The sequence below is a fragment of the Micromonospora sp. CA-263727 genome (assembly GCF_050942455.1).
GTDB lineage: Bacteria > Actinomycetota > Actinomycetes > Mycobacteriales > Micromonosporaceae > Micromonospora.
The window spans coordinates 1,908,572-1,929,434 of the sequence record NZ_CP192031.1; the positions used below are offsets into that span (position 1 = coordinate 1,908,572).

At 73.6% G+C, this 20,863-nt stretch carries 15 protein-coding genes; 8 read left to right on the top strand and 7 right to left on the bottom strand.

Going from position 1 to position 20,863, the window contains the following annotated elements; genetic code table 11:
• Window positions 1-170 precede the first annotated feature (170 nt).
• A complete protein-coding gene (locus tag ACQPYA_RS08735; protein ID WP_433533434.1) occupies window positions 171-1,964 on the top strand; it encodes a hypothetical protein in 1,794 nt (597 codons plus the stop codon).
• Window positions 1,964-3,892, top strand: a complete 1,929-nt coding sequence (locus tag ACQPYA_RS08740) for a hypothetical protein (protein ID WP_433532115.1) — start codon at window positions 1,964-1,966, stop codon at window positions 3,890-3,892. Before ACQPYA_RS08735 ends, ACQPYA_RS08740 begins: the two co-directional genes overlap by 1 nt.
• Before the next feature lie 116 nt (window positions 3,893-4,008).
• Here the strand turns inward: ACQPYA_RS08740 and ACQPYA_RS08745 are convergent, their stop codons facing one another.
• A complete protein-coding gene (locus ACQPYA_RS08745; protein ID WP_433532116.1) occupies window positions 4,009-5,862 on the bottom strand; it encodes a hypothetical protein in 1,854 nt (617 codons plus the stop codon).
• Window positions 5,863-6,048: 186 nt separating this feature from the next.
• Here ACQPYA_RS08745 and ACQPYA_RS08750 point away from each other — a divergent pair, with 186 nt between their 5' ends.
• From ACQPYA_RS08750 to ACQPYA_RS08760, 3 genes are all read left to right on the top strand, one after another.
• Window positions 6,049-7,359 carry a PQQ-binding-like beta-propeller repeat protein gene (locus tag ACQPYA_RS08750; protein WP_433532117.1) on the top strand — a complete coding sequence of 437 codons (1,311 nt, stop codon included), beginning with the start codon at window positions 6,049-6,051 and terminating at the stop codon, window positions 7,357-7,359.
• A gap of 182 nt (window positions 7,360-7,541) precedes the next feature.
• Window positions 7,542-8,204 (top strand): response regulator transcription factor, encoded by a 663-nt coding sequence (locus tag ACQPYA_RS08755; RefSeq protein WP_433532118.1) that lies wholly within the window; start codon window positions 7,542-7,544, stop codon window positions 8,202-8,204.
• The gene (locus ACQPYA_RS08760; RefSeq protein WP_433532119.1) at window positions 8,201-9,391 is read left to right on the top strand and encodes a sensor histidine kinase; all 1,191 of its coding nucleotides are present in this window, start codon (window positions 8,201-8,203) and stop codon (window positions 9,389-9,391) included. Before ACQPYA_RS08755 ends, ACQPYA_RS08760 begins: the two co-directional genes overlap by 4 nt.
• Before the next feature lie 108 nt (window positions 9,392-9,499).
• On the opposite strand, the gene ACQPYA_RS08765 is transcribed toward ACQPYA_RS08760, so the two are convergent.
• The 4 genes from ACQPYA_RS08765 to ACQPYA_RS08780 all read right to left on the bottom strand — a co-directional run bounded on the left by ACQPYA_RS08765 (window position 9,500) and on the right by ACQPYA_RS08780 (window position 15,229).
• The gene (locus ACQPYA_RS08765; RefSeq protein ID WP_433532120.1) at window positions 9,500-11,569 is read right to left on the bottom strand and encodes a 3-hydroxyacyl-CoA dehydrogenase NAD-binding domain-containing protein; all 2,070 of its coding nucleotides are present in this window, start codon (window positions 11,567-11,569) and stop codon (window positions 9,500-9,502) included.
• Entirely contained in the window at window positions 11,566-12,789 is a 1,224-nt protein-coding gene (locus ACQPYA_RS08770) for a thiolase family protein (RefSeq protein WP_433532121.1), read from the bottom strand. Before ACQPYA_RS08770 ends, ACQPYA_RS08765 begins: the two co-directional genes overlap by 4 nt.
• A 113-nt stretch (window positions 12,790-12,902) precedes the next feature.
• The gene (locus ACQPYA_RS08775; protein WP_433532122.1) at window positions 12,903-14,240 is read right to left on the bottom strand and encodes a ribonuclease D; all 1,338 of its coding nucleotides are present in this window, start codon (window positions 14,238-14,240) and stop codon (window positions 12,903-12,905) included.
• 416 nt (window positions 14,241-14,656) lie between these two features.
• Complete coding sequence (locus tag ACQPYA_RS08780) at window positions 14,657-15,229, bottom strand: DUF3000 domain-containing protein (protein ID WP_433532123.1); 573 nt, start codon at window positions 15,227-15,229, stop codon at window positions 14,657-14,659.
• Window positions 15,230-15,606: 377 nt separating this feature from the next.
• Between ACQPYA_RS08780 and ACQPYA_RS08785 the strand changes: the two genes are divergently transcribed.
• Genes ACQPYA_RS08785 through hemQ form a run of 3 tightly spaced genes read left to right on the top strand, consistent with a single transcriptional unit; the run spans window position 15,607 to window position 18,796 of the window.
• Window positions 15,607-16,680: a uroporphyrinogen decarboxylase gene (locus ACQPYA_RS08785; RefSeq protein WP_433533435.1), complete on the top strand. Its 1,074-nt coding sequence runs from the start codon at window positions 15,607-15,609 to the stop codon at window positions 16,678-16,680.
• Window positions 16,681-16,685: 5 nt separating this feature from the next.
• Window positions 16,686-18,095 carry a protoporphyrinogen oxidase gene (gene hemG / locus ACQPYA_RS08790; protein ID WP_433532124.1) on the top strand — a complete coding sequence of 470 codons (1,410 nt, stop codon included), beginning with the start codon at window positions 16,686-16,688 and terminating at the stop codon, window positions 18,093-18,095.
• Window positions 18,092-18,796 carry a hydrogen peroxide-dependent heme synthase gene (hemQ, locus tag ACQPYA_RS08795; RefSeq protein WP_433532125.1) on the top strand — a complete coding sequence of 235 codons (705 nt, stop codon included), beginning with the start codon at window positions 18,092-18,094 and terminating at the stop codon, window positions 18,794-18,796. Before hemG ends, hemQ begins: the two co-directional genes overlap by 4 nt.
• A gap of 220 nt (window positions 18,797-19,016) precedes the next feature.
• On the opposite strand, the gene ACQPYA_RS08800 is transcribed toward hemQ, so the two are convergent.
• Together ACQPYA_RS08800 and ACQPYA_RS08805 are read right to left on the bottom strand one after the other, a co-directional pair.
• Entirely contained in the window at window positions 19,017-20,132 is a 1,116-nt protein-coding gene (locus ACQPYA_RS08800) for a lytic polysaccharide monooxygenase auxiliary activity family 9 protein (RefSeq protein ID WP_433532126.1), read from the bottom strand.
• A gap of 195 nt (window positions 20,133-20,327) precedes the next feature.
• Window positions 20,328-20,768 (bottom strand): GNAT family N-acetyltransferase, encoded by a 441-nt coding sequence (locus ACQPYA_RS08805; protein WP_433532127.1) that lies wholly within the window; start codon window positions 20,766-20,768, stop codon window positions 20,328-20,330.
• Window positions 20,769-20,863 lie beyond the last annotated feature (95 nt).

Here is a 20,863-nt window from a genome sequence, read left to right on the forward strand (position 1 = left end):
ATGCCGGCGGCGTGGCCCCGGCGGTGGGAACCAACCGGGCCGGCACGCCGGCGTCCACGGTCCCGGCGGAGCCCGTGACCGACCTGCCCAGCACGCCCGCGGTAGACCGCCCGGCCGCGGCCCCGACGGTGGACGCTGGCCCGGCCGCCGCCCCGGCGGTGGACGCCGGTGTGGCCGGCGGGGAGCAGAGCACCGCGGGCAGCGTCCCTTCGCGACGGCGTTCGTTCCGGTGGAGCCGCCGCCGGCAGGACCTCGCGGTCTTCGGCGGGTTCCTGCTGGTCGCGGTCTGGGTGACCAGCCAGATCTGGGTGGATCCGGCCGGTCGGGTGGCCTCGCTCTACAGCAGCGACCCGGCTCAGGTGCAGTTCTTCCTCGCCCACTCGGTACGGGTGGTGCTGCACGGCGAGTTCCCGTTCTTCACCGAGCAGTTCAACTACCCGGACGGGGTCAACCTGATGGCCAACACGGCCATCCTCGCGCTGGGCATCCCGATGGTGCCGGTGACCCTGCTGTTCGGACCCGCGGTCACCTTCGTGCTGCTGGTGACGCTCGCCCTCGCCGGCACCGCCACGGCGTGGTACCACGTGCTGTCCCGGCACGTGGTGAGCAACCCGCTGGCCGCCGTGGTGGGCGGCTGGTTCTGTGGCTTCTCGCCGGCGATGCTGTCGCACGCGAGCTGGCACCCGAACATCATCAGCCAGTTCCTACTGCCGTTCATCGTCTGGCGGGTGATGGTCATCACCCGGTCCACCCGGCCGTACCGGGACGGCGCGCTGCTGGCCCTGCTGGTCACCGCCCAGGCGTTCATCAACGAGGAGATCCTGCTCTTCACCGCGATGGGCTGCGGGATCTTCCTGATCGCGGTGGTCGCCCAGCGTCCCGCGCTCTGGTCGACGGCCTGGCGACCGCTGGCCAAGGCGCTGGCCACCTGCACGGTGATCGCCGGCTCGCTGCTGGCGTACCCGCTGTACATCCAGTTCGCCGGGCCGATGGCGTACCACGGGCTCAGCGATGCCGTCCGCGACTACGGCAACGACGTCGCCGCGTACTTCGCCCCGGGCTCGCCGACCATCGGCGGCAACCAGCGGGCGAACGTCAACCTCGCCCCGAACTACTCGGAGGAGAACGCCTTCTTCGGCTGGAGCCTGGCGCTGATCGCTGTCGGGATCGTGCTCTGGCTCCGACGAGAGGTGCTGATCCGGGCCCTGGCCGCGACCGCCGCCTTCTACACCGTGCTCTCCCTCGGCGAGCGGATCACCTGGTGGGACCGGGAGCTGATCGTCGGGCCGTGGGAGTGGCTGGTCCGGTTGCCGCTGCTCGACGCGGTGGTGCCGACCCGGTTCGGCATGATCACCAGCGTGGTGGTGGCGATCCTGCTGGCCCTGGCCATCGAGCGGAGCCGCACGCTGCCGCTGGACCGGCGGACCCTGCGTACGCTGACCGCCGGTGGCCTGGTCCTCGCGTTGCTACCGATCACGCCGATGCCGTTGCCGATGACCACCCGGCCGCCGGTGCCGGAGTTCATCACCTCCGACCGCTGGCGGGCCTACGTCGATCCGGACAAGACGCTCGTGCCGATCCCGGTGCCGAGCATGGGCAACACCCACGGCATGCGCTGGGCCGCCGCCACCAACCTCGACTTCAAGATGCCCGGCGGCTACTTCCTCGCCCCGCGCAACGGCAACACCGGCGACCCGGGCCGCTTCGGCGGCCGGCCGAGCGGCATCGGGCGGCTGCTGGAGGAGGTCGCGACGACCGGCCGGACGCCGGAACTGGACGATCGCCAGCGGCGTCGCTCCCTGGACGAGCTGCGGCACTGGCGGGCGGCCGTCCTCGTGCTGCCGGTCAGCCAGCCGCACTCCGAGCCGCTGCGGCAGACCGTCGAGCAGCTGGTCGGTCCGGCCCGCCTCGAACTGGACGTCTGGGTGTGGGACGTGCGAGCGCTGACCGACCGCACATCCTGATGTCGGCCGGCACGGCGGCGACCCGTGGCGCGGGGGACGGATCGGTGCTGGCCGACGAGGAGGTTGCCGGGGCGGAGCGGCCGGTCGAGCCCGCCGTCCGCGGCCGGCTGCCGGCCCGTACCGCTGACCTGGCGGTGCTGGCCGGATACCTCGCGCTGGCGCTCTGGCTGACCAGCCGGCAGTGGGGTCGCCCGGACCGGCTGTTCCACCAGGCCGGCGACCAGATCCTCTTCGAATGGATGCTGGCCCGGGCGGCGCGGGCCGTGGTCGGGCTGGAGAATCCGCTGTGGAGCGACGCGCTGAACGCTCCCGCCGGGGTCAACCTGATGGCCAACACGTCGGTGCTCGGGCTGGGTGTCCCGCTGACCCCGGTGACGCTGCTGTTCGGCTCGCAGGTGGCCTTCGGGGTGGCGGTGGTGGGCTGTCTCGCCGGCACCGCCGCCGCCTGGTACGTGCTGCTGCGCCGCCGCCTGGTCGCCCCCCGGGTGGCCGCCGCGACTGGCGGGCTGATCTGCGGCTTCGCCCCCGGCATGGTCGCCCAGGCCGGGGCGCACCTGCACATGGCCGCCCAGTTCCTGGTGCCGCTGATCCTGGCGCTGGTGTTCCGGCCGGACCCGGGCGGCCGGGTGTGGCGGCACGGCGTCCTGCTCGGTCTGGTCGTGACGTACCAGGTCTTCCTCGGCGAGGAGGTGCTGCTCTTCGTGGCGCTGGCCGCCGGCGTCTTCGCCCTCGGGTACGCGCTGGCCGACCGCGCGGCAGCCCGCCGGCTCGCCCCGTCGACGGCCGGCCGGGTCGCGGTCGGCGCGGCGGTGGCGGGGGTGCTGTCGGCGTACCCGCTGTGGTTCCAGTTCTTCGGTCCGGGGCACTACCGGGGGATGCCGTTCCACGCGTACGGCTATCAGCTGGACGCGGCGTCGTTCACCGCCTCGGCCCGGCAGACCCTGTTCGGCGAGAACCATCTGCCGGGCCAGCTGGCCCCCAACCCGACCGAGGAGAACTCCTTCTTCGGGTCGGGGCTGCTGGTGCTGGCCGTGATCGTCACGATCTGGCTGTGGCGCCGGCCGCTGGTCCGGGCACTCGCCGCCGGCGGGCTGCTGTTCGCCCTGCTCTCCCTCGGTGCCCGGGTACGCCTCGACGGCGTCTTCGTCGACCTGCCGGGACCGTACCGGCTGATCGCCGGGCTGCCGTTGCTCGACCACGTGGTGCCGGCCCGGTTCGCGCTGGTGTGCGTACCCGTGCTGGGGATCCTGGTGGCGCTCGCGCTCGACCGGATCGCCCAGCTGGACCGGAGTCGGCGCGACGCTGGCCCCGGCCGACGGGCCGGCGGCGCGTCGCCGGCAGCCGGGAGATCGTCCCCGGCGGAGGTCCGGCCGGCGGGCGTCACCGCGCAGCGGACCGGGCCGGTGCGGCTGCTCCAGGCCGGCGCGCTGGCCGCCGCCTTGCTGCCGCTGGCCCCGACCCCGATCCGCACCGTGCCGGTCTGGCCGGTACCGGCGTTCGTCGCCGACGGGACCTGGCGGGCGTACGTGCCGGCGGGCCGGACGCTGGTGCCGGTGCCGCCGGTGACCAACGCGGGCCGCAGCCCGGCGATGCTCTGGTCGGCCCGGACCGGGCTGGCCTTCACCGCGCCCGGCGGCTTCTTCATCGGCCCCCGCGCGCCGGACGACCCGGCGGCCCGCTGGGGTGCCCCCGACCGGCCCACCTCGGTGCTGCTGCGCCGGGTGGCCAACAGCGGCGAGGTGCCCCCGATCACCGACGCGGACCGCCGCCAGGCGGTGGCGGACCTGCGGCACTGGCGGGCGGCCGTGGTGGTCCAGGGTGGACTGCACCAAGGGGATCCGGTGCGGCGTACGGTCGAGGCGCTGCTCGGCCCGGCCCGGGAGATCGACGGCGCGCTGGTCTGGGACGTACGCCCGCTGGTCGGCTGAGCCCGCCACCTCGTCATCACCGCCACCCGCCACCCGCCGCGTTGCCGTGTGCTGCGCCGGGGGCGTGTTAAGAGGGGGCCCCTCCTCTACCGGAGGCGTTAATAGGGGGCCCTTCCTTACACCCGGTCGCGGACGTTCCAGAGCCAGACGTCGTCCACCTGCTCGGCGGGGCCCAGTAGGGCGGTCAGCAGGTCGCGCAGCACCGCCTCGCGGGGATGGGCGCCGAGCACCACCACCGACGCCCGCCAGAAGCGCAGGTCCTCCACCGCCTGGCGGCGGTTCTCGTCGGTCAGCTCGGGCAGCTCACCGGCGTCCATGGTGCGGTAGATGAGGGTGCTGGTGGGTCGGTTCGGCGCGCCGAAGACCCCCTCGCCGTCGAGGTTCGGGCCGATGAAGTAGCCCGCCGGGATCGGGAACTCGTGCTGGGTCAGCGCGCTCCAGCGCAGGGTGGAGAGCCCGTGCACGTTGCTGGGGATGGGCACCGGCACCAGCGTGCGGCCCGCCGGCACGTACGGCCGCCAGGCGCCGGAGGTGATGAAGGTCGGTGGCGGGTCGACCGGCTCGGCCGGCAGTGGGCGGGGGAGCAGCGGCAGCACGGCGAGCGTGATCGCCGCGTACCCGATCGCCTGCTGCCAGCGGGGACGCGGCCGGGTGCTGGGCGTCGTCGCCCCCGGCACGCGCGGCGCCGGCACCGGCGGGCGGCCGTTGCCGGCCACCGCGTCCCAGGCCAGCGCGAGCAGCACGCCGAGCGCGGCGGTGGTCACCAGGGTCAGCCGGGTCGGCATCATCATCTCGACCAGTGGCAGATCCGCCGGGATGTACGACCACGGGCCGGGGATGCCGGTCAGCTCGCCGTTGAACCGGATCTCCGGGCCGAGTGAGGCGACCGAGAAGAGCACCACCAGCACAGCGAGGAGCCGGGCGACCAGTGAGCGCCGCGCCAGCAGCACCAGGGCCACCGCCGCCAGCAGCACCAGCGGCCAGCCGAACCAGGTGTTCTGCTCGGTCCGCCCGATGGTCGCCTCCACCGCCTCGTCACCGGCGAGCGTGTCGCGGGCGAAGGTGACGAAGGCGACCACGTCCTCGCCCCAACTGTGGAACACCCCGCCCTGCAACCCCCGGTAGGACTGCGGGCCGTTGAACTGGAACCAGATCGGGTAGGCGGTGAGCAGCAGGGCCAGCCCGCCGCCGGTGCCCAGCCCGGCGGCGAACGCGCCGGCCCGGGCCCGCGCGGCGCGCGGTCGCATCAGCGCGTACGCGATCACGATGACCAGGCAGGCCAACGCCGTGAGCAGCAGCATCTCCTCGTTGATGAAGATCTGGTACGCCACCAGCAGGCCCAGCACCAGGCCGTTGCGCCGCCACCGGCCGGGCTCGGTCAGCCGGAACACCCGCACCACGATCAGCGGGAGCAGGAAATTGGAGACGAAGTTGGGCTGGCCGTTGGCGTGGTGCACGATGCCGGGGGCGAAGCCGAGGAACCCACCGCCGACGAAGGCTGCGGCACGGGAGCGCACCAGGTGCCGCGACAGCATCCAGTACGAGGTGCCGGCGGTCGCCGCCAGCGCGCCGCCCAGGTAGAGCGCGTACACCACCTGGGGGCCGAGCAGCATGGTGAGCGGGGCCAGCGGCAGGGTCACCCCGAGCAGCGAGGTGTTGGCCATCATGTTCACCCCGTCCGGGGCGTTCTGCTGCGTGCTGAACAGCGGGTTGTCCAGGTGCCGCAGCGAGTGCGCACCGTGCGAGAAGAGCCACTCGAACCAACTGTGGTCGGTGGGCAGGTGCGACGAGACGCGGTTGTTGACGTCCGCCCAGTAGTTGAGGCATACGACGACGCCGAGCAGCACGTAGGCTCCGATGGCCAGCACGTCGGCGCGCGCCGGGCCGCGTCGACGTGGTCGTGTCGGCGATTCCGCCTCGACGGTCGCGGAGACGGGATTCAGCGAGGGATCTACCACCGGCACGGCCACGGGGGGCCATCGTACAGGCGCGCGGCGGGGCACCCGACGGCCGTGCGCGACCCACGGTGGCTCATGTGGACGGGGCCGTGTGCCGGGCCGGCCCCGGCGGCCGGGCCCGGACACCGGTGCCGCAGCACGTAGGCTCCGATGGCCAGCACGTCGGCGCGTGCCGGGTGCGCGGCGGGGAGGACGACCGTGACGGTGATCGACCTCGGTGAGTTGACCGAGCCGACCGATCGGGAGCCGCCGCGTCGGCGCGGCCCGAGCGTCAGCCGCCGGCTGCGGGCCGGGCTGGTGGCGCTGGGCGCGCTGCTGGCCCTGGCCGGTGCCGCGCCACCGGCCGCTCGGGTGCATGCGACGCTGCCCGGCACCCTGGCCGCCGAGCTGATCCTGGCGCAGGACCAGATCTTCACGGTCGTCCCCGCGCCGGGAGTGACCGACGGCACCCAGGAACTGGTCGCCTACCCCCGGCCGGCGCAACGCGCCACCGTGACGCCGCAGCGGCTCGCACCCCTGTGGCGGGTGCCGTTGTCGCCGGGGCAGCGGATCTTCCGGGCGGAGTCCGTCGACGACCACGGGGTGCTGCTCTCCCGGGCCCAGGGCCGGGTGGTCGGGCCGACCAACACCACCGAGACCGTGCTGCTGGATGTCCGCACCGGGCAGCGGCGCTGGAGCGCGCCCGGGATCGCGACGCGCGACGCGTCGCAGCGCGTGCTGCTCCGGACGTTCTCCCTGGAGGAGCCGGCCACCCTGGCGGCGGTCGAGTTGGCCACCGGCCGCGAACTGTGGTCGACGTCGGTGCCGGCGGTCTGGATGGAGTACCACGAGCGCGACGGCGTGATCGACGCCATCGTGGTCTCCACGACCGCGGGCGACATCGAGGTGCTGGACCCGGCGACCGGGGCGCTTCGACACCGCCTTCCCGCCCCCGACGACCTGGCCGGATATCAGAACGGATCGGTGGTCGGCGACCTGCTGCTGGTGATCCGCAACTCGAAAACCATCACCGCGTACGACCTGGACGGGCTGGTCCAACGCTGGCAGACGACGCTGTCCCTGGCCGACTACGTCACCGGGTGCGGCGACCTGCTCTGCGCCCGGATCGGTGGCGGCGGCGTGCACCTGCTCGACCCGGCGACCGGGATCGTCCAGTGGGTCAGCAGCGAGGAGCTCCACATCGTGCTGGCCGCGAACGGGCGGGTCCTGGCGATCTCCGGCACGGGCGTCGGCCTGGACGTGGTCACCGTCGAGGCGGCGACGGGCAGCGAACTGGCCGACTTCGGCAGTTGGGGCCTGGTCGACAGCTACGACTACCTGGCCCGACTGCTCGGCGTCCGCGTGGTACCCGACGTGGGCCTGGTGCTGGCCCGACTCGATCCGACCGAAGCGCAGCCGCGCCGCATCGACGTGCTGCCCGGCGCCGTCGACGGCTGCCAGCAACGGCACGGCCTGATCGCCTGCCGGCGCGGCGACGACACCTTCGGGGTGTGGCAGCTGCGCGACTGATCCGGCCGATCGCGGATCGACGCCCTGGTTCGGCTGCGCCGGGCGGTCCGGTCGAGCGGAGAACGGCGACCCGGCCGGCGCGGTGGGGCGGCTTGGCCACTGACACTAGGTTGGCGGGTGGCCACGGGGTTGGCGGGTGGCCGCGGGGGTTGGCGGGTGGCTGGGGCGAGGAGGAGCTGGACATGCGGGTGCTGGTGGTCGAGGACGAGCGGAACCTCGCCGACGCGATCGCGCGGGGCCTGCGTAGACGAGGGATGGCGGTGGACGTCGCCTACGACGGCGACCACGGCCACGAGATGGCCTTCGTCACCCGGTACGACGTGGTGGTGCTCGACCGCGACCTGCCGGGGATGCACGGCGACCAGATCTGCGCCGAGCTGGCCGCGTCGGGCACGCTGACCCGGGTGCTGATGCTGACCGCCAGCGGCACGGTCGCCGACCGGGTCGAGGGGTTGCAGCTCGGCGCGGACGACTACCTCCCCAAGCCGTTCGCCTTCGACGAACTGGTCGCGCGGGTGCAGGCGCTGGGCCGGCGGGCCACCCCGGCGGCCCCGCCGGTGCTGGAGCTGGCCGACCTGATGGTCGATCCGGCGCGCCGCACGGTCACCCGCGGCGGCGCGTCGGTGGAGCTGACCAACAAGGAGTTCGGCGTGCTCTGCGAGCTGCTCAAGGCGCGCGGCGCGGTGGTGTCCAGCGAGGAGCTGCTGGAGCGGGTCTGGGACGCCAACACCGACCCGTTCACCACCATCGTCCGGGTCACCGTGATGACACTGCGGAAGAAGCTGGGCGACCCGCCGCTGATCGAGACCGTGGTGGGTGCCGGCTACCGGACGGTGCCGGCGTGACGGGCGGGCTGCGCGGCCGACTCACCCTGCGCCTGCGCCCCACCCTGCGCCTGCGGCTGACCCTGCTCAACGGCGTCCTGCTGCTCGGCGCGGGCGCGATCCTGGTGCTGCTGGCCTGGCTGCTGGTCCGTGACGCGCTGCGGCCCACCGACGAGCTGCTGCCCGGCACGACGGTGCTGCTGGCCGACGGCCGCTCGCTGGACGCCGGCGCCTGGCAACGACAGCTGGTCGCCTCGGCCTCCGGCGAGCTGCTGGCCAAGGGGCTCGCCGCGTTGCTGGCGATCGGGACGGTCGGCGTGGTCGGCGCGTACGCGGTCGCCGGGCGGGCGTTGCGCCCGTTGCACCAGGTCACCGCGACCGCGCGCCGGCTCGGTGAGACCACGCTGGACCAGCGGATCTGCTACTCCGGGGCGGACGACGAGGTGGCCGAGCTGGCCGACACGTTCGACGCGATGCTGGACCGGATCGCCGACGCCTTCGAGGCGCAGAAACGGTTCGTCGCCAACGCCTCGCACGAGCTGCGTACGCCGCTGGCGGTGATGCGTACCGAGATCGACGTGACGCTCAGCGACGACGAGGCGGACGCGGCCGAGTACCGCCGGATGGCCACCGTGGTGCGTGACGCCTCCGAGCGGGCCAACAGCCTGGTCGACGCGCTGCTGGTGCTGGCCCGCAGCGAGGCGCAGACGGGTCGCCGGCTCGGCCGGCGCACCGAGTGTGACCTCGCCGCCGGCACCGTCAACGCGCTCTCCGCGGTACGCCGGGAGGTGGAGCGGATCAAGCTGAACGTGCAGACCTCACTGGAACCGGCGCCGGTCGTCGGCGATCCCGGTCTGCTGGACCGGCTGGCCGGCAACCTGATCGAGAACGCAGTCCGCTACAACCATCTGCACGGCCGGCTCTGGGTGCGGACCGGCTCGGATGGGCAGCGCTCCTGGCTGGTGGTGGGCAACACCGGCTTCGAGGTGGACCCGGCCGACGTGCCGGGGCTGTTCGAGCCGTTCCGACGGGGTGGCCGGGAACGCACCGGGGCGCGCGGGTCCGGCCTGGGCCTCTCCATCGTCCGGGCGGTCTGCGACGCGCACGGCGGCACGGTGGCCGCCGTCGCGCAGCCCGGTGGCGGGCTGGAGGTGACGGTCAACCTGCCGGCGGCGGACGCCGCACCACCATCCGACCTCGCCCGTTGAGGCCGCCACCGCCGCACCCGGGGCCGATCCGTTGAGCGCCGGCCGAAACGACGTCGCGGTGGTCACCCCGTCCGGGTGACCACCGCGACGTGGCCGTGCCGGGTCGGCTCAGCCGGCCAGGCTGGCCGCCCCTCGGGGCAGGAACCGCTGGCCGGTGACCCGCTCGCTGGTGCCGGTCCGGTCCAGGTACGGCGTGACGCCGCCCAGGTGGAACGGCCAGCCGGCGCCGAGGATCATGCACAGGTCGATGTCCTGCGCCTCGGCCACGACGCCCTCGTCGAGCATCAGCCGGATCTCCCGGGCCAGGGCCTCCAGCGCGTTGGCGCGTACCTGCTCCTCGGTCAGCGGCTGGTCGCCGACGACCAGCAGCTTCGCCACCTCGGTGTTGATCTCGTCGTCCACCACGATCGGCTGCCCGGAGTCGGCGATCCGCTTGAGGTTCTCGCTGACGCCGAACCGGTCCGGGAAGGCGGCGTGCAGGGTGCCGCCGACGTGGTACGCCACGGCCGGGCCGACCAGTTGGAGCAGCGCGAGCGGGCGCATCGGCAGGCCCAGCGGGTCCAGCGCCCGGTTCGCGACCTCCAGCGGGGTGCCGGCGTCGACGGCCGCGAAGACCGTGCCGAGAAACTGGGTGAGCAGCCGGTTGACCACGAACGCCGGGGCGTCCTTCACCAGGACCGACGACTTCTTGAGCTGCTTGCTGACGGCGAAGGCGGTGGCCAGGGTGGCGTCGTCGGTCCGCTCGCCGCGGACGATCTCCAGCAGCGGCAGCACCGCGACCGGGTTGAAGAAGTGGAAGCCGACCACCCGCTCCGGGTGCTCCAGCTCCGCCGCCATCGCCGTGATCGACAGCGACGAGGTGTTGGTGGCGAGCACGGTCTCCGGCTTGACCATCTTCTCCAGCTCGGCCCAGACCTGCTTCTTGACGTTCAGGTCCTCGAAGACCGCCTCGATGACGAAATCGGCATCCGCGAAGACGGACTTGTCGACCGAGCCGCTGACCAGGCCGTACAGCTTGGCGGCCGTGCCCTTGTCCATCCGGCCCTTGCTGACGGCCTTCTCGATCTGGGTGTGCACGTAGCCGACGCCCTTGTCCACCCGGGCCTGGTCCAGGTCGGTCAGCACCACCGGCACCTGGAGGCGGCGGGCGAAGAGCAGCGCCAGCTGGCTGGCCATCAGGCCGGCGCCGACGATGCCCACCTTGGTCACTGGCCGGGCCAGCTCCTTGTCCGGCGCGCCGGCCGGCCGCTTGGCCCGCCGCTGCACCAGGTCGAAGGCGTAGAGGCCGCTGCGCAGTTCCTCGGAGAAGACCAGGTCGGCCAGGGCCTCGTCCTCCGCGGCGGTGCCGGCCGCGAAGTCGGCGTCCTTCGCCGTCTCCAGCAGATCCAGCGCCCGGTACGCCGCCGGCACCGCGCCGTGCAGCCGCTGGTCCAGGGTCTGCCGGGCGAAGTAGAGCACGCCCGCCCACATGTCCTTGTCGACCTCGGGCCGGGTCACGGTGACCTCGCCGCGCACCACCCCGGCGGCCCACTCCAGGGACCGCTCCAGGAAGTCGGCGGGCTCCAGCAGCACGTCGGCGATGCCCAGCTCGGCGGCCTGCTTCGGCTTGAGCATCTTGTTCTGCATGAGCGGGTTCTGGATGATCACCTGGGTGGCCGCCGGGATGCCGATCAGGTTGGGCAGCAGCTGGGTGCCGCCCCAGCCCGGGACCAGGCCGAGGGAGACCTCGGGCAGCGCCAGGGCCGCCGCGCCGCCCGAGAGGGTCCGGTAGTGGCAGTGCAGGGCCAGCTCCAGGCCGCCGCCCATGGCCGCGCCGTTGACGAAGGCGAAGGTGGGGATCCGGCTGTCCCTGAGTCGGGCGAAGACCCGGTGCCCGAGCCGGCCGATCTCCAGCGCCTGCGCCCGGTCGGCCAGCAGCGGCAGGCCGGTGATGTCCGCGCCGACACAGAAGATGTACGGCTTGCCGGTGACCGCGATGAACGCCGGCTCGGCCGCCAGGGCGGCGCTGATCGCCTCGTCCAGGCTGGCCAGGCCGGCCGGGCCGAAGGTGTTGGGCTTGGTGTGGTCGAAGCCGTTGTCGAGGGTGATCAGGGCGGCCGGGCGGTCCAGCCCCGGCACGTCCACCTGACGCAGCAGCGCCCTGGTGACCGTCTCGTTCGGTGCCGCGAGCGCGCTCACTTGTCTCCACCCTCCCGCTGAGCCGGCTGGCTGGACTCCGTCCAGTGTGGGTTCTCCCAGATGACCGTGCCGCCCATGCCGATGCCGATGCACATGGCGGTGAGGCCGTAGCGGACCTCGGGGCGCTCGGCGAACTGCCGGGCGAGCTGGGTCATCAGCCGTACGCCCGAGGAGGCGAGCGGGTGGCCGATGGCGATCGCGCCACCCCACTGGTTGACCCGCGGGTCGTCGTCGGCGATGCCGAAGTGGTCGAGGAAGGCGAGCACCTGCACGGCGAACGCCTCGTTCAGCTCGAACAGGCCGATGTCCTCGATGCTCAGGCCGGCGATGCGCAGCGCCTTCTCGGTGGACGGGATCGGGCCGACGCCCATCACCTCCGGCTCGACGCCGACGAAGCCGTACGACACCAGCCGCATCGCCACCGGCAGGCCCAGCTCGCGGGCGGTGGCTTCGTCGGCCAGGAGGCTGGCGGTGGCGCCGTCGTTGAGACCGGCCGCGTTGCCCGCGGTGACCTTGCCGTGCGGACGGAACGGGGTCTTGAGGGTGGCGAGCTTCTCCATCGAGGTGTCCCGGGGGGCCTCGTCCACGGTAGCCAGGCCCCACCCGGTCTCCGGGTCGCGGATCGCGACCGGCACCAGGTCGTCCTGGAGCTTGCCGTTGGCGTACGCCTTGGCGGTCTTCTGCTGGGAAGCGAGGGCGAAGGCGTCGGCGCGCTGCTTGGTGATGTGCGGGACCCGGTCGTGCAGGTTCTCCGCGGTGGCGCCCATGACCAGCGCGGACGGGTCGACCAGCTTTTCCGCGACGATGCGTGGGTTGGGGTCGACGCCCTCGCCCATCGGGTGGCGGCCCATGTGCTCGACGCCGCCGGCGATCGCCACGTCGTACGCGCCCACGGCGATGGCGCTGGCGACGGTGGTCACGGCGGTCATCGCCCCGGCGCACATCCGGTCGATGGCGAAACCGGGCACGGTCTTGGGCAGGCCGGCCAGCAGGGCGGCGGTGCGGCCGATGGTCAGGCCCTGGTCACCGATCTGGGTGGTGGCGGCGATGGCGACCTCCTCGACCCGCTCCGGCGGCAGCTGCGGGTTGCGGCGCAGCAGCTCGCGGATGCATCGGATCACCAGGTCGTCGGCGCGGGTGTTGGCGTACATGCCACCCGCCTTGCCGAATGGGGTACGGACGCCGTCAACGAAGACGACATCCCGAACTTCACGGGGCACGAGGAGCCTCCTAGCCAGCGCTGGCATTTCCCCGAATGCTACCCGTCAGTAACAACCTTCGCCGCCCCACCCCCACTGTGGCCACCCCCACACCACCCAGCCCACCGCCTCGATCAAAGTTGGGTCTGGGGTGGGGCGGGAAGGAGGGCGGTGGGGAGGTGGGGGAGGAGGAGGGCGATCTGCCATTCGCGGGCGTTGAGGGCGCGGAGGGCCTCGGTGACGGTGGGTTCGGTGATCTCCTCGGGGGGCTGCCAGGCGACGCGGCGGATGGTGTCGGGGGAGATGAGATTCTCCGGGGGCAGCCGGTGTTCGCCGGCCACCCGCAACACCACCTCGCGGGAGCGGGCCAGGCGGGCCGCGGCGGCCGGGTCGCGTTCGGCCCAGCGGTGCGGCGGGGGCGGGCCCTCCACCGTCGGCGTCACCGGCAGCGCATCGTCCGGCAGATGCCGGGCGTCCTCCAGCGCCGCCAGCCAGGTGCGGGCCAGCCGGCGCACCGACCGGCCACCGAAGCCGGGCAGGGTGAGCAGGCTCTTCTCGTCCCTCGGGTCCAACTCGGCCGCGGCGACGATGGCCGAGTCGGGCAGCACCCGGCCCGGCGCCGCATCCCGGCGGGCGGCGATCTGGTCGCGGGCGTACCACAGCGACCGGACCCGGGCCTGGGCCCGCGCGCCACGGATCCGGTGGATGCCGGAGGTACGTCGCCACGGCTCGGCCCGCACCCGGGGCGGCCGGGCGCCGGTACGCACCAGCGCGGCGAACTCCTCCGCCGCCCACTCGGACTTGCCCTGCCGGGTCAGCTCCGCGTCGAGCGCGTCGCGCAGATCGGTCAGCAGCTCCACGTCCAGCGCGGCGTAGGTCAGCCAGGACTCGGGCAGCGGCCGGCTGGACCAGTCCGCCGCGGAATGGTGCTTCTCCAGGCTGAAGCCGAGCAACTGCTCGGTGAGCGCGGCCAGGCCCACCCGCTCGAACCCGGCCAGCCGGGCGGCCAGCTCGGTGTCGAAGAGCCGGCGCGGGTGCAGCCCCAGCTCGGCGAGGCAGGGCAGATCCTGGCTCGCCGCGTGCAGCACCCACTCCGCCTCGGCGATCGCGGCGTCGAGGGCGGTCAGGTCGGGTAGCGGCAGCGGGTCGATCAGCGCGGTTCCGGCGCCGCCGCGGCGCAGCTGCACGAGGTACGCCCGCTGGCTGTAGCGGTAGCCGGAGGCGCGCTCGGCGTCCAGCGCCACCGGCCCGGTGCCGGCCGCGAAACGGGCCACCACCTCGGCGAGCTGCTCCGGTACGGCTACCGGCTCGGGCGTGCCCTCACGGGGTGCGGTCAGCGGTACGGACTCGCCGCCAGTGGGTTCCTCGGTCCCCGCGTACGACGGCTCCGGCCGCGCCGACGGCGGGTGCTGCGTGTCGTTTCCCGAACGGCTTGCGGCGGCCCGACGGCGCAGGGGTGGTTCGTCGGTCACCTGACAACCCTAGTGCGCGAGCGGATCGTGCGGCGCGCACCCGCCCCGCCGCGTGTCGGCCCGCCCCGCGAGCGCCGGCAACCACCAGACACCCGATCCCGCACACCCGATCCTGCCCGATCGCCCCGGTCGGGCAGGTCAGGAAGCCGGTGATCAAGAAAGCTGGCGGTCAGGGAGCCGGCGGTCCGGCGGTTAGGAGAAGGCCGGTGGTCAAAGCCTGTGGTCAGGAAGCCGGCGGTAGGAGAAGGCCGGTGGTCAAAGGCCGGCGATCGAGAAAGCCTGGCGGCCAATTAGGCCAGGCGGTCGAGAACCAACGCGGCCCGGACCGTCTCACCCCCGCGGGCCACCCTCCTGCCGGCCGGCGACGGGGACGGCGTGTCGACCCGCCAGCTGCGCGGAGCGCTTCCGACGGCCGCTCAGCCGGTGGTGGCCGGGCGGCGTTCGGGTAGGGCGGTGACGCCGGGCGGGGGCAGGCCGGCGGTGGAGGCGAGCAGGGCGCACCAGGCGTACAGGTGCGGGGTGAAGTCCAGGCCGGTCGGGGTCCACGAGGCGCGGATCTCGATGTCGCCCGCCGCGGGCGGGCCGGCCAGCTCCCCGAACCGGGTCGATGTCGTCTGGGTGATCGTCCCGCCGATGGCCCGGTGCCCCGCCTCCTGGGTGTCGAGGGCATCGGTGAGCCAGGTCCAGCCCACCCCGGGCAGCAGCGGGTCGGCGGCCAGGTCGGCCTCCAGTTCGGCGGTGACGTAGGTGACCAGTCGCAGGGTGCCCTGCCACGCCTCGTGGCCGGCCGGGTCGTGCAGCAGGATCAGCCGCCCGGTGGCCACCTCGTCGCCGTCGCGCAGCACGGTCGCGGAGAGCGCGAAGGAGTACGGCGCCAGCCGCTGCGGCGCGCCCACCTCCTCCAGGACGATCTCCGGCCGGGGCGTCGCGGACCGGAGCCCGGCGACCGCGCGGGCGAAGGTGTCCGGAAGCGCGATCGGGGGGGCCATGCCGGCAGCCTAATTCGCCGCTCGGCTCTGCGCCGGGACGGCGCGCCGACGATCGACACGCTGATGATCGCCGGCCCGATGCCGCCGACGCACCCCCGTTCGACGCCCGCCGGGTGTTACCCGCGCTCGCCGCAGGCCGGGTGTTACCCGCGCTCGGCGCAGGCCGAGTGTTAATAGGGGACCCCTGCTCTACCGCAGGCGTTAATAAGGGGCCCTTCCTTTCAGGTCAGGGGGCGCGTGGCACGATGGCCGCGATGACCACGGACACCACGGGCACCGGCACCCGAGACGACGCAGCCGGCTCCGGCGGGCCCGCCGACTCGCCCTTCGTGCGGGCGTGTCGACGCCGGCCCGTCCCGCACACCCCGGTCTGGTTCATGCGGCAGGCCGGCCGGTCGCTGCCGGAGTATCGGGAGATCCGGGCCGGCGTGGCGATGCTGGAGTCCTGTCGGCGACCCGAGCTGGTCACCGAGATCACCCTCCAGCCGGTGCGCCGGCACAACGTCGACGCGGCGATCCTGTTCAGCGACATCGTGGTGCCGGTCGCCGCGGCCGGGGTCGACCTGGACATCGTGCCCGGCACCGGGCCGGTGGTGGCCGAGCCGGTTCGTACCGCCGCCGACGTCGAGCGGATCCGTCCGATCGGCCGCGACGACGTCCCGTACGTGGACGAGGCGGTCCGGCTGCTGGTCAAGGAGCTGGGTGACACCCCGCTGATCGGCTTCGCGGGCGCCCCCTTCACGCTGGCCAGCTACCTGGTGGAGGGGGGGCCGTCGCGGACCCACGCGAAGACCAAGGCGCTCATGTACGGCCAGCCCGAACTCTGGCACGCCCTCGCCGGCCGGCTGGCCGAGGTGACCCTGGCGTTCCTGCGGGTGCAGATCGAGGCCGGGGTCTCCGCGGTGCAACTCTTCGACTCCTGGGCCGGTGCGCTCTCCGAGGCCGACTACCGCCGCTTCGTGCTGCCCCACTCGACGGCCGTGCTCGCCGGGCTGGCCGACGCCGGCTGCTCCGGGTCGCGGCGCGGCGACAGACCGGCCTTCACCCGGTCCGGAGCGCCGTCCAGCGGCGCGGAGGCCGAACTGTGGCCGCCAGCCGAGCCGGAGCGGTCGCCCGGCGTGCCCCGGATCCACTTCGGGGTGGGCACCGCCGAACTGCTCGGCGCGATGGGAGAGGCCGGGGCCGACGTGGTCGGCGTCGACTGGCGTACCCCGCTGGACGTGGCGACCCGCCGGATCGGGCCGGACCGGGCCGTGCAGGGCAACCTCGACCCGTGCCTGCTCTTCGCGCCCTGGCCGGTGCTGGAGGCCGAGGTGCGCCGGATCCTCGACCAGGGCCGGGCCGCGCCGGGGCACGTCTTCAACCTCGGCCACGGCGTGCTGCCGGAGACCGACCCGGAGGTGCTGACCCGGGTGGTCGCGCTGGTACACGAACTCTCCGGCCGGGGCTGACCGCCATGGCGGCGCGGTGGCGGGTGGCGGTGGTCGGCGGCGGCATCGCCGGCCTGGCCGCCGCGCTCCGGTTGCGCGACCGTGCCCCGGAAGGCACCGAGATCACCGTGTACGAGCAGTCCGCCGCGCTCGGCGGCAAGCTGCGCACCGGTGAGCTGGCCGGCGGGCCGGTGGAGTTCGGCGCGGAGTCGTTCCTGATGCGGGACCCGGCCGGCAGGGAGTCCGCCGCCGTGGCCCTGGCCCGCCGGCTCGGACTGGCCGGGCGGATCGTGCACCCCACCGTCGGGCAGGCCGCGCTCGCCGTCGACGGCGGGCTGCGCCCGATCCCGGGCGGCACGCTGGTGGGCGTACCCGGGGATCTGGAGAAGGTGGCGGCGGTGGCCCGGCCGACGCCCGAGGGCGACCGCGACGGTGGCCGGCCGCTGCTCGGCCCCGACGAGGATGTCTCGGTCGGCGCGCTGGTCCGCGCCCGGTTCGGCGACGAGGTGGTGGACCGGCTGGTCGAGCCGATGCTCGGCGGGGTGTACGCCGGCCGCGCCGACGACCTCTCGCTGGCCACCACCATGCCGGCGCTGGCCCGGGCCGCCCGGGTGGAGCACACCCTGCTCGGCGCGGTCCGCGCGGCACAGGCCGCCGCCCCGCGGGCCCCCGGCGCGCCGGTCTTCGGCACCCTCGACGGCGGGTTGGGCACCCTGGTCGAGGCGGCCGTGACGGCGAGCGGCGCGGCGATCCGCCGGCAGGCGGCGGTACGCGAACTCACCCCGACCGGCGGCGGCTGGCGGCTCACCGTCGGCCCGACCCGCGACCCGGAGCACGTCGACGTCGACGCGGTGGTGCTGGCCGTGCCGGCCCGCCCGGCGGCCCGGCTGCTCGCCGAGATCGTCCCGCAGGCGTCGAAGGAGATCGGCGGGCTGGACTACGCCAGCGTCGCGCTGGTCACCCTGGCGCTGCCCGAGCCGGCGCTGCCGCAGCTCTCCGGCTTCCTGGTGCCCGGCGCCGAGGGGCTGTTGATCAAGGCTTCCACCTTCTTCACCACCAAGTGGGGGCACCTGCGCCGGCCGGACGGGCTGGCCCTGGTGCGCGCCTCGGTCGGCCGGTACGGCGAGGAGAGCCAGCTTCAGCGCCCCGACGAGGATCTGGCGGCCACCGTGCACCGGGAGCTGTCCGCGGTGCTCGACGTGCCGCTGCCCGCCCCGGTCGACGGGCACGTGCAGCGGTGGGGCGGCGCGCTGCCGCAGTACACCCCGGGCCACCTCGACCGGGTGGCCGCCGCGCGGACGGTACTGCGGGCGGCGCATCCGACGCTGGCCCTGGCCGGCGCCGGCTATGACGGGGTCGGCATCCCGGTCTGCGTCCGCTCCGGCGAGACGGCGGCCGAGGAGATCATCACAGCACTGGGAGGATCGGGGAGATGACCGAGGAGCAGAGCAACGCGGCCCGGCTGCGGGAGCTCAACGCCACCATCCGCTACACCATGTGGTCGGTGTTCCGGGCCAGCGCGCCACTGCCGTCGCTGCGCGACAACGTCACCGGCGAGGTCGAGTCGCTGATCGAGGAGCTGGCCGGCAAGGACGTCGTGGTGCGCGGCACGTACGACGTGGCCGGCCTGCGCGCCGACGCGGACCTGATGATCTGGTGGCACTCCTCGTCCAGCGACGACCTTCAGGACGCGTACCTGCGGTTCCGCCGGACCACGCTGGGGCGGGCGATGACGCCGGTCTGGTCGCAGATGGCGCTGCACCGGCCGGCCGAGTTCAACAAGAGCCACATCCCGGCGTTCCTGGCCGGCGAGGAGGCCCGCGCCTACCTCTGCGTCTACCCCTTCGTCCGCTCGTACGACTGGTACCTGCTGCCCGACGCCGAGCGGCGCGAACTGCTCGCCGAGCACGGCAAGATGGCCCGGGGCTACGCCGACGTGCGCGCCAACACGGTCGCCTCGTTCGCGCTCGGCGACTACGAGTGGATGCTCGCCTTCGAGGCCGACGAGCTGCACCGGATCGTCGACCTGATGCGCGACCTGCGCGGCTCGCGGGCCCGGCTGCACGTGCGCGAGGAGGTCCCCTTCTACACCGGCCGCCGCCGCCCCATCGCCGACATCATCACCACCCTCGCCTGAAAGGAGGGGCCCCCTATTAACGCCTGGCGTAGTACAGGGGCCCCCTATTAACGCCGTGCGGTGGAGCTGCACGTGCGGGGTGTGCGTGCGGTGGGGTGCGTGCGGTGGGGTGCGCGGGCGGTGGGGTGTGCGGGCGGTGGGGTGACGGGGTGGGCGGGGCGCGGTGGTTGAGCCGGTCGGGGCCGTGCCCGAGGGAGATGGGCGCGGCCCCGACCGGGGATCAGGTGGTTGCCGTACAGGTCAGCGTCGGCGTGTTGTTCGTGCCGCTGCTCGATGCCAGGAACCCGAATGTGGTGCTGGCTCCGGCGCCGAGAGCGCCGTTGTAACTGACGTTGGTCGCGGTCACCGTCGAGCCGCTGGACGTGACGGTGGCGTTCCAGGCCTGGCTGACCTGTTGGCCGTTGGCGTACGTCCAGGTCACCCGCCAGCCCCGGATGGCCGCGCTGCCCGCGGTCACCTGCACCTCACCCTGGAAGCCACCGGACCAGGTCGAGGTCACCCGGTAGGTCGCCGCGCAGGCGCCCGCGGGCGGGTTGGTGGTCGGCGGCGGCGTGCTCGGCGGGGGCGTGGTGGGCGGCGGAGTGGTGGGTGGCGGGGTGGTCGGCGGGGGCGTGGTCGGCGGCGGGGTGGTCGGCGGCGGCGTGGACCCGCCGCCGAACTGCACATCGCTACAGATGTAGTACGACTGGTCCATGTGGCTGGCCTGCCAGATGGTGTAGACGATGTGCCGGCCGGTACGCCCCGGAGCGTTCGCCGGGATCTCGATGGAGACCCCGCCGCTCTCCCGCTGCCACTGCGACGCCGGGGTGTTGCCGATCTGGCCGACCAGTTCGAGATTGGACCAGCCCAGCGGCTGGTTGAGCGCGTCGAAGCCCTGCCGGGTCACGTAGACCCGGATGTAGTCGGCGCCGTGACTGGCCTGGTCGAAGAACTTGACCCGGAAGCTGTTGGAGACGGTGGTGGTGCGCCAGGCGCCGACCGCGTCCATGGCGTTGTAGCGTCCGCCCTCGGCGCGACCACCCGAGCAGAGCTGGCCGTTCGGGATGGCGCCCTGGTGGTTGCCGGCCACGCCCTCGCGGTACAGGCCGTTCCAGTTCCACATGGCGTTCGGGTTGGCCTGCCAGGCCTGCCAACACATCGGGTCCTCGGTGGCCATCCGCGGGTTCTGGAAGTCACTGCCCCACCGCTCCCAGCAACCGTAGTTGCGGGACGCGGGATTGATCACGGACCCGTGCGCGGAGGCCGGGTTGGCCAGTGTGGTGCTGAGCAGCAAGGTGGCGGTGGCCGCGACGGCCAGCAGCCACAGTGCGCGTGATGATCTGAGTAGCTTGGACATGGAGCCCCCAGGGGGAGTCGTCGGATCGCGACATCGCCCGGACGCCCGGGAGTTGCCTCTCCCGCGCCGGTCCACGTGGCCCCGTTGTGCTGGCTCTGGCCGGAAGAATGGCACAAACCATCGCCGCTGGTCAATGAGGCAACCGTTTTCCTGGACCCCGGCCCGGCACCGTTCGGGGCCCGGCGCCGTTGCGGGTCAGCGGTCGCGCCGCATCGGGGTGTGTGGGATGCCGTCCTCGACGTACTCGGGGCCACTGACCGTGAAGCCGTGCCGGGCGTAGAAGTCGACCAGGTGCGACTGGGCCTCCAGCACGCTCGGTCGGTCGCCGATCTCGGCCAGCGCCGCGGCCATCAACCGCCCGGCGTGCCCGCCGCCGCGGGCCGCCGGCGCGACCAGCACCCGGCCGATCCTGGCCACTGCGCCGGGGTCGGCCAGGATCCGCAGGTACGCCACGGGCGCGCCGTCGAGCGTCAGCCAGACGTGCCGGGTGCCGGGCTCGATGTCCCGTCCGTCGAGTTCCGGGTACGCGCACTCCTGCTCGACCACGAAGACGTCGACGCGCAGCCGTACCAGGTCGTGGAAGGTGCGGGCGTCCAGGTCGGCGAAGCCGGCGACCCGTAGTTCAGTGCTCGGCATCCCGCCAGGTTAGGGCCTATCCGAGCTGTTGCCCGTCGCGGGTGGCGCCTGCGTGCTCCCGCCCGTGCGGGTGGGCACCCGCGTGCTGCCGGCGG

Bases quoted from the DNA above. Each gene is read 5' to 3' on its own strand.
- ACQPYA_RS08800 (WP_433532126.1), bottom strand. From the start codon at position 20,132: ATGTCCAAGCTACTCAGATCATCACGCGCACTGTGGCTGCTGGCCGTC.
- ACQPYA_RS08780 (WP_433532123.1), bottom strand. From the start codon at position 15,229: ATGGCCCCCCCGATCGCGCTTCCGGACACCTTCGCCCGCGCGGTCGCC.
- ACQPYA_RS08755 (WP_433532118.1), top strand. From the start codon at position 7,542: ATGCGGGTGCTGGTGGTCGAGGACGAGCGGAACCTCGCCGACGCGATC.
- hemQ (WP_433532125.1), top strand. From the start codon at position 18,092: ATGACCGAGGAGCAGAGCAACGCGGCCCGGCTGCGGGAGCTCAACGCC.
- ACQPYA_RS08805 (WP_433532127.1), bottom strand. From the start codon at position 20,768: ATGCCGAGCACTGAACTACGGGTCGCCGGCTTCGCCGACCTGGACGCC.
- ACQPYA_RS08785 (WP_433533435.1), top strand. From the start codon at position 15,607: ATGCGGCAGGCCGGCCGGTCGCTGCCGGAGTATCGGGAGATCCGGGCC.
- ACQPYA_RS08740 (WP_433532115.1), top strand. From the start codon at position 1,964: ATGTCGGCCGGCACGGCGGCGACCCGTGGCGCGGGGGACGGATCGGTG.
- hemG (WP_433532124.1), top strand. From the start codon at position 16,686: ATGGCGGCGCGGTGGCGGGTGGCGGTGGTCGGCGGCGGCATCGCCGGC.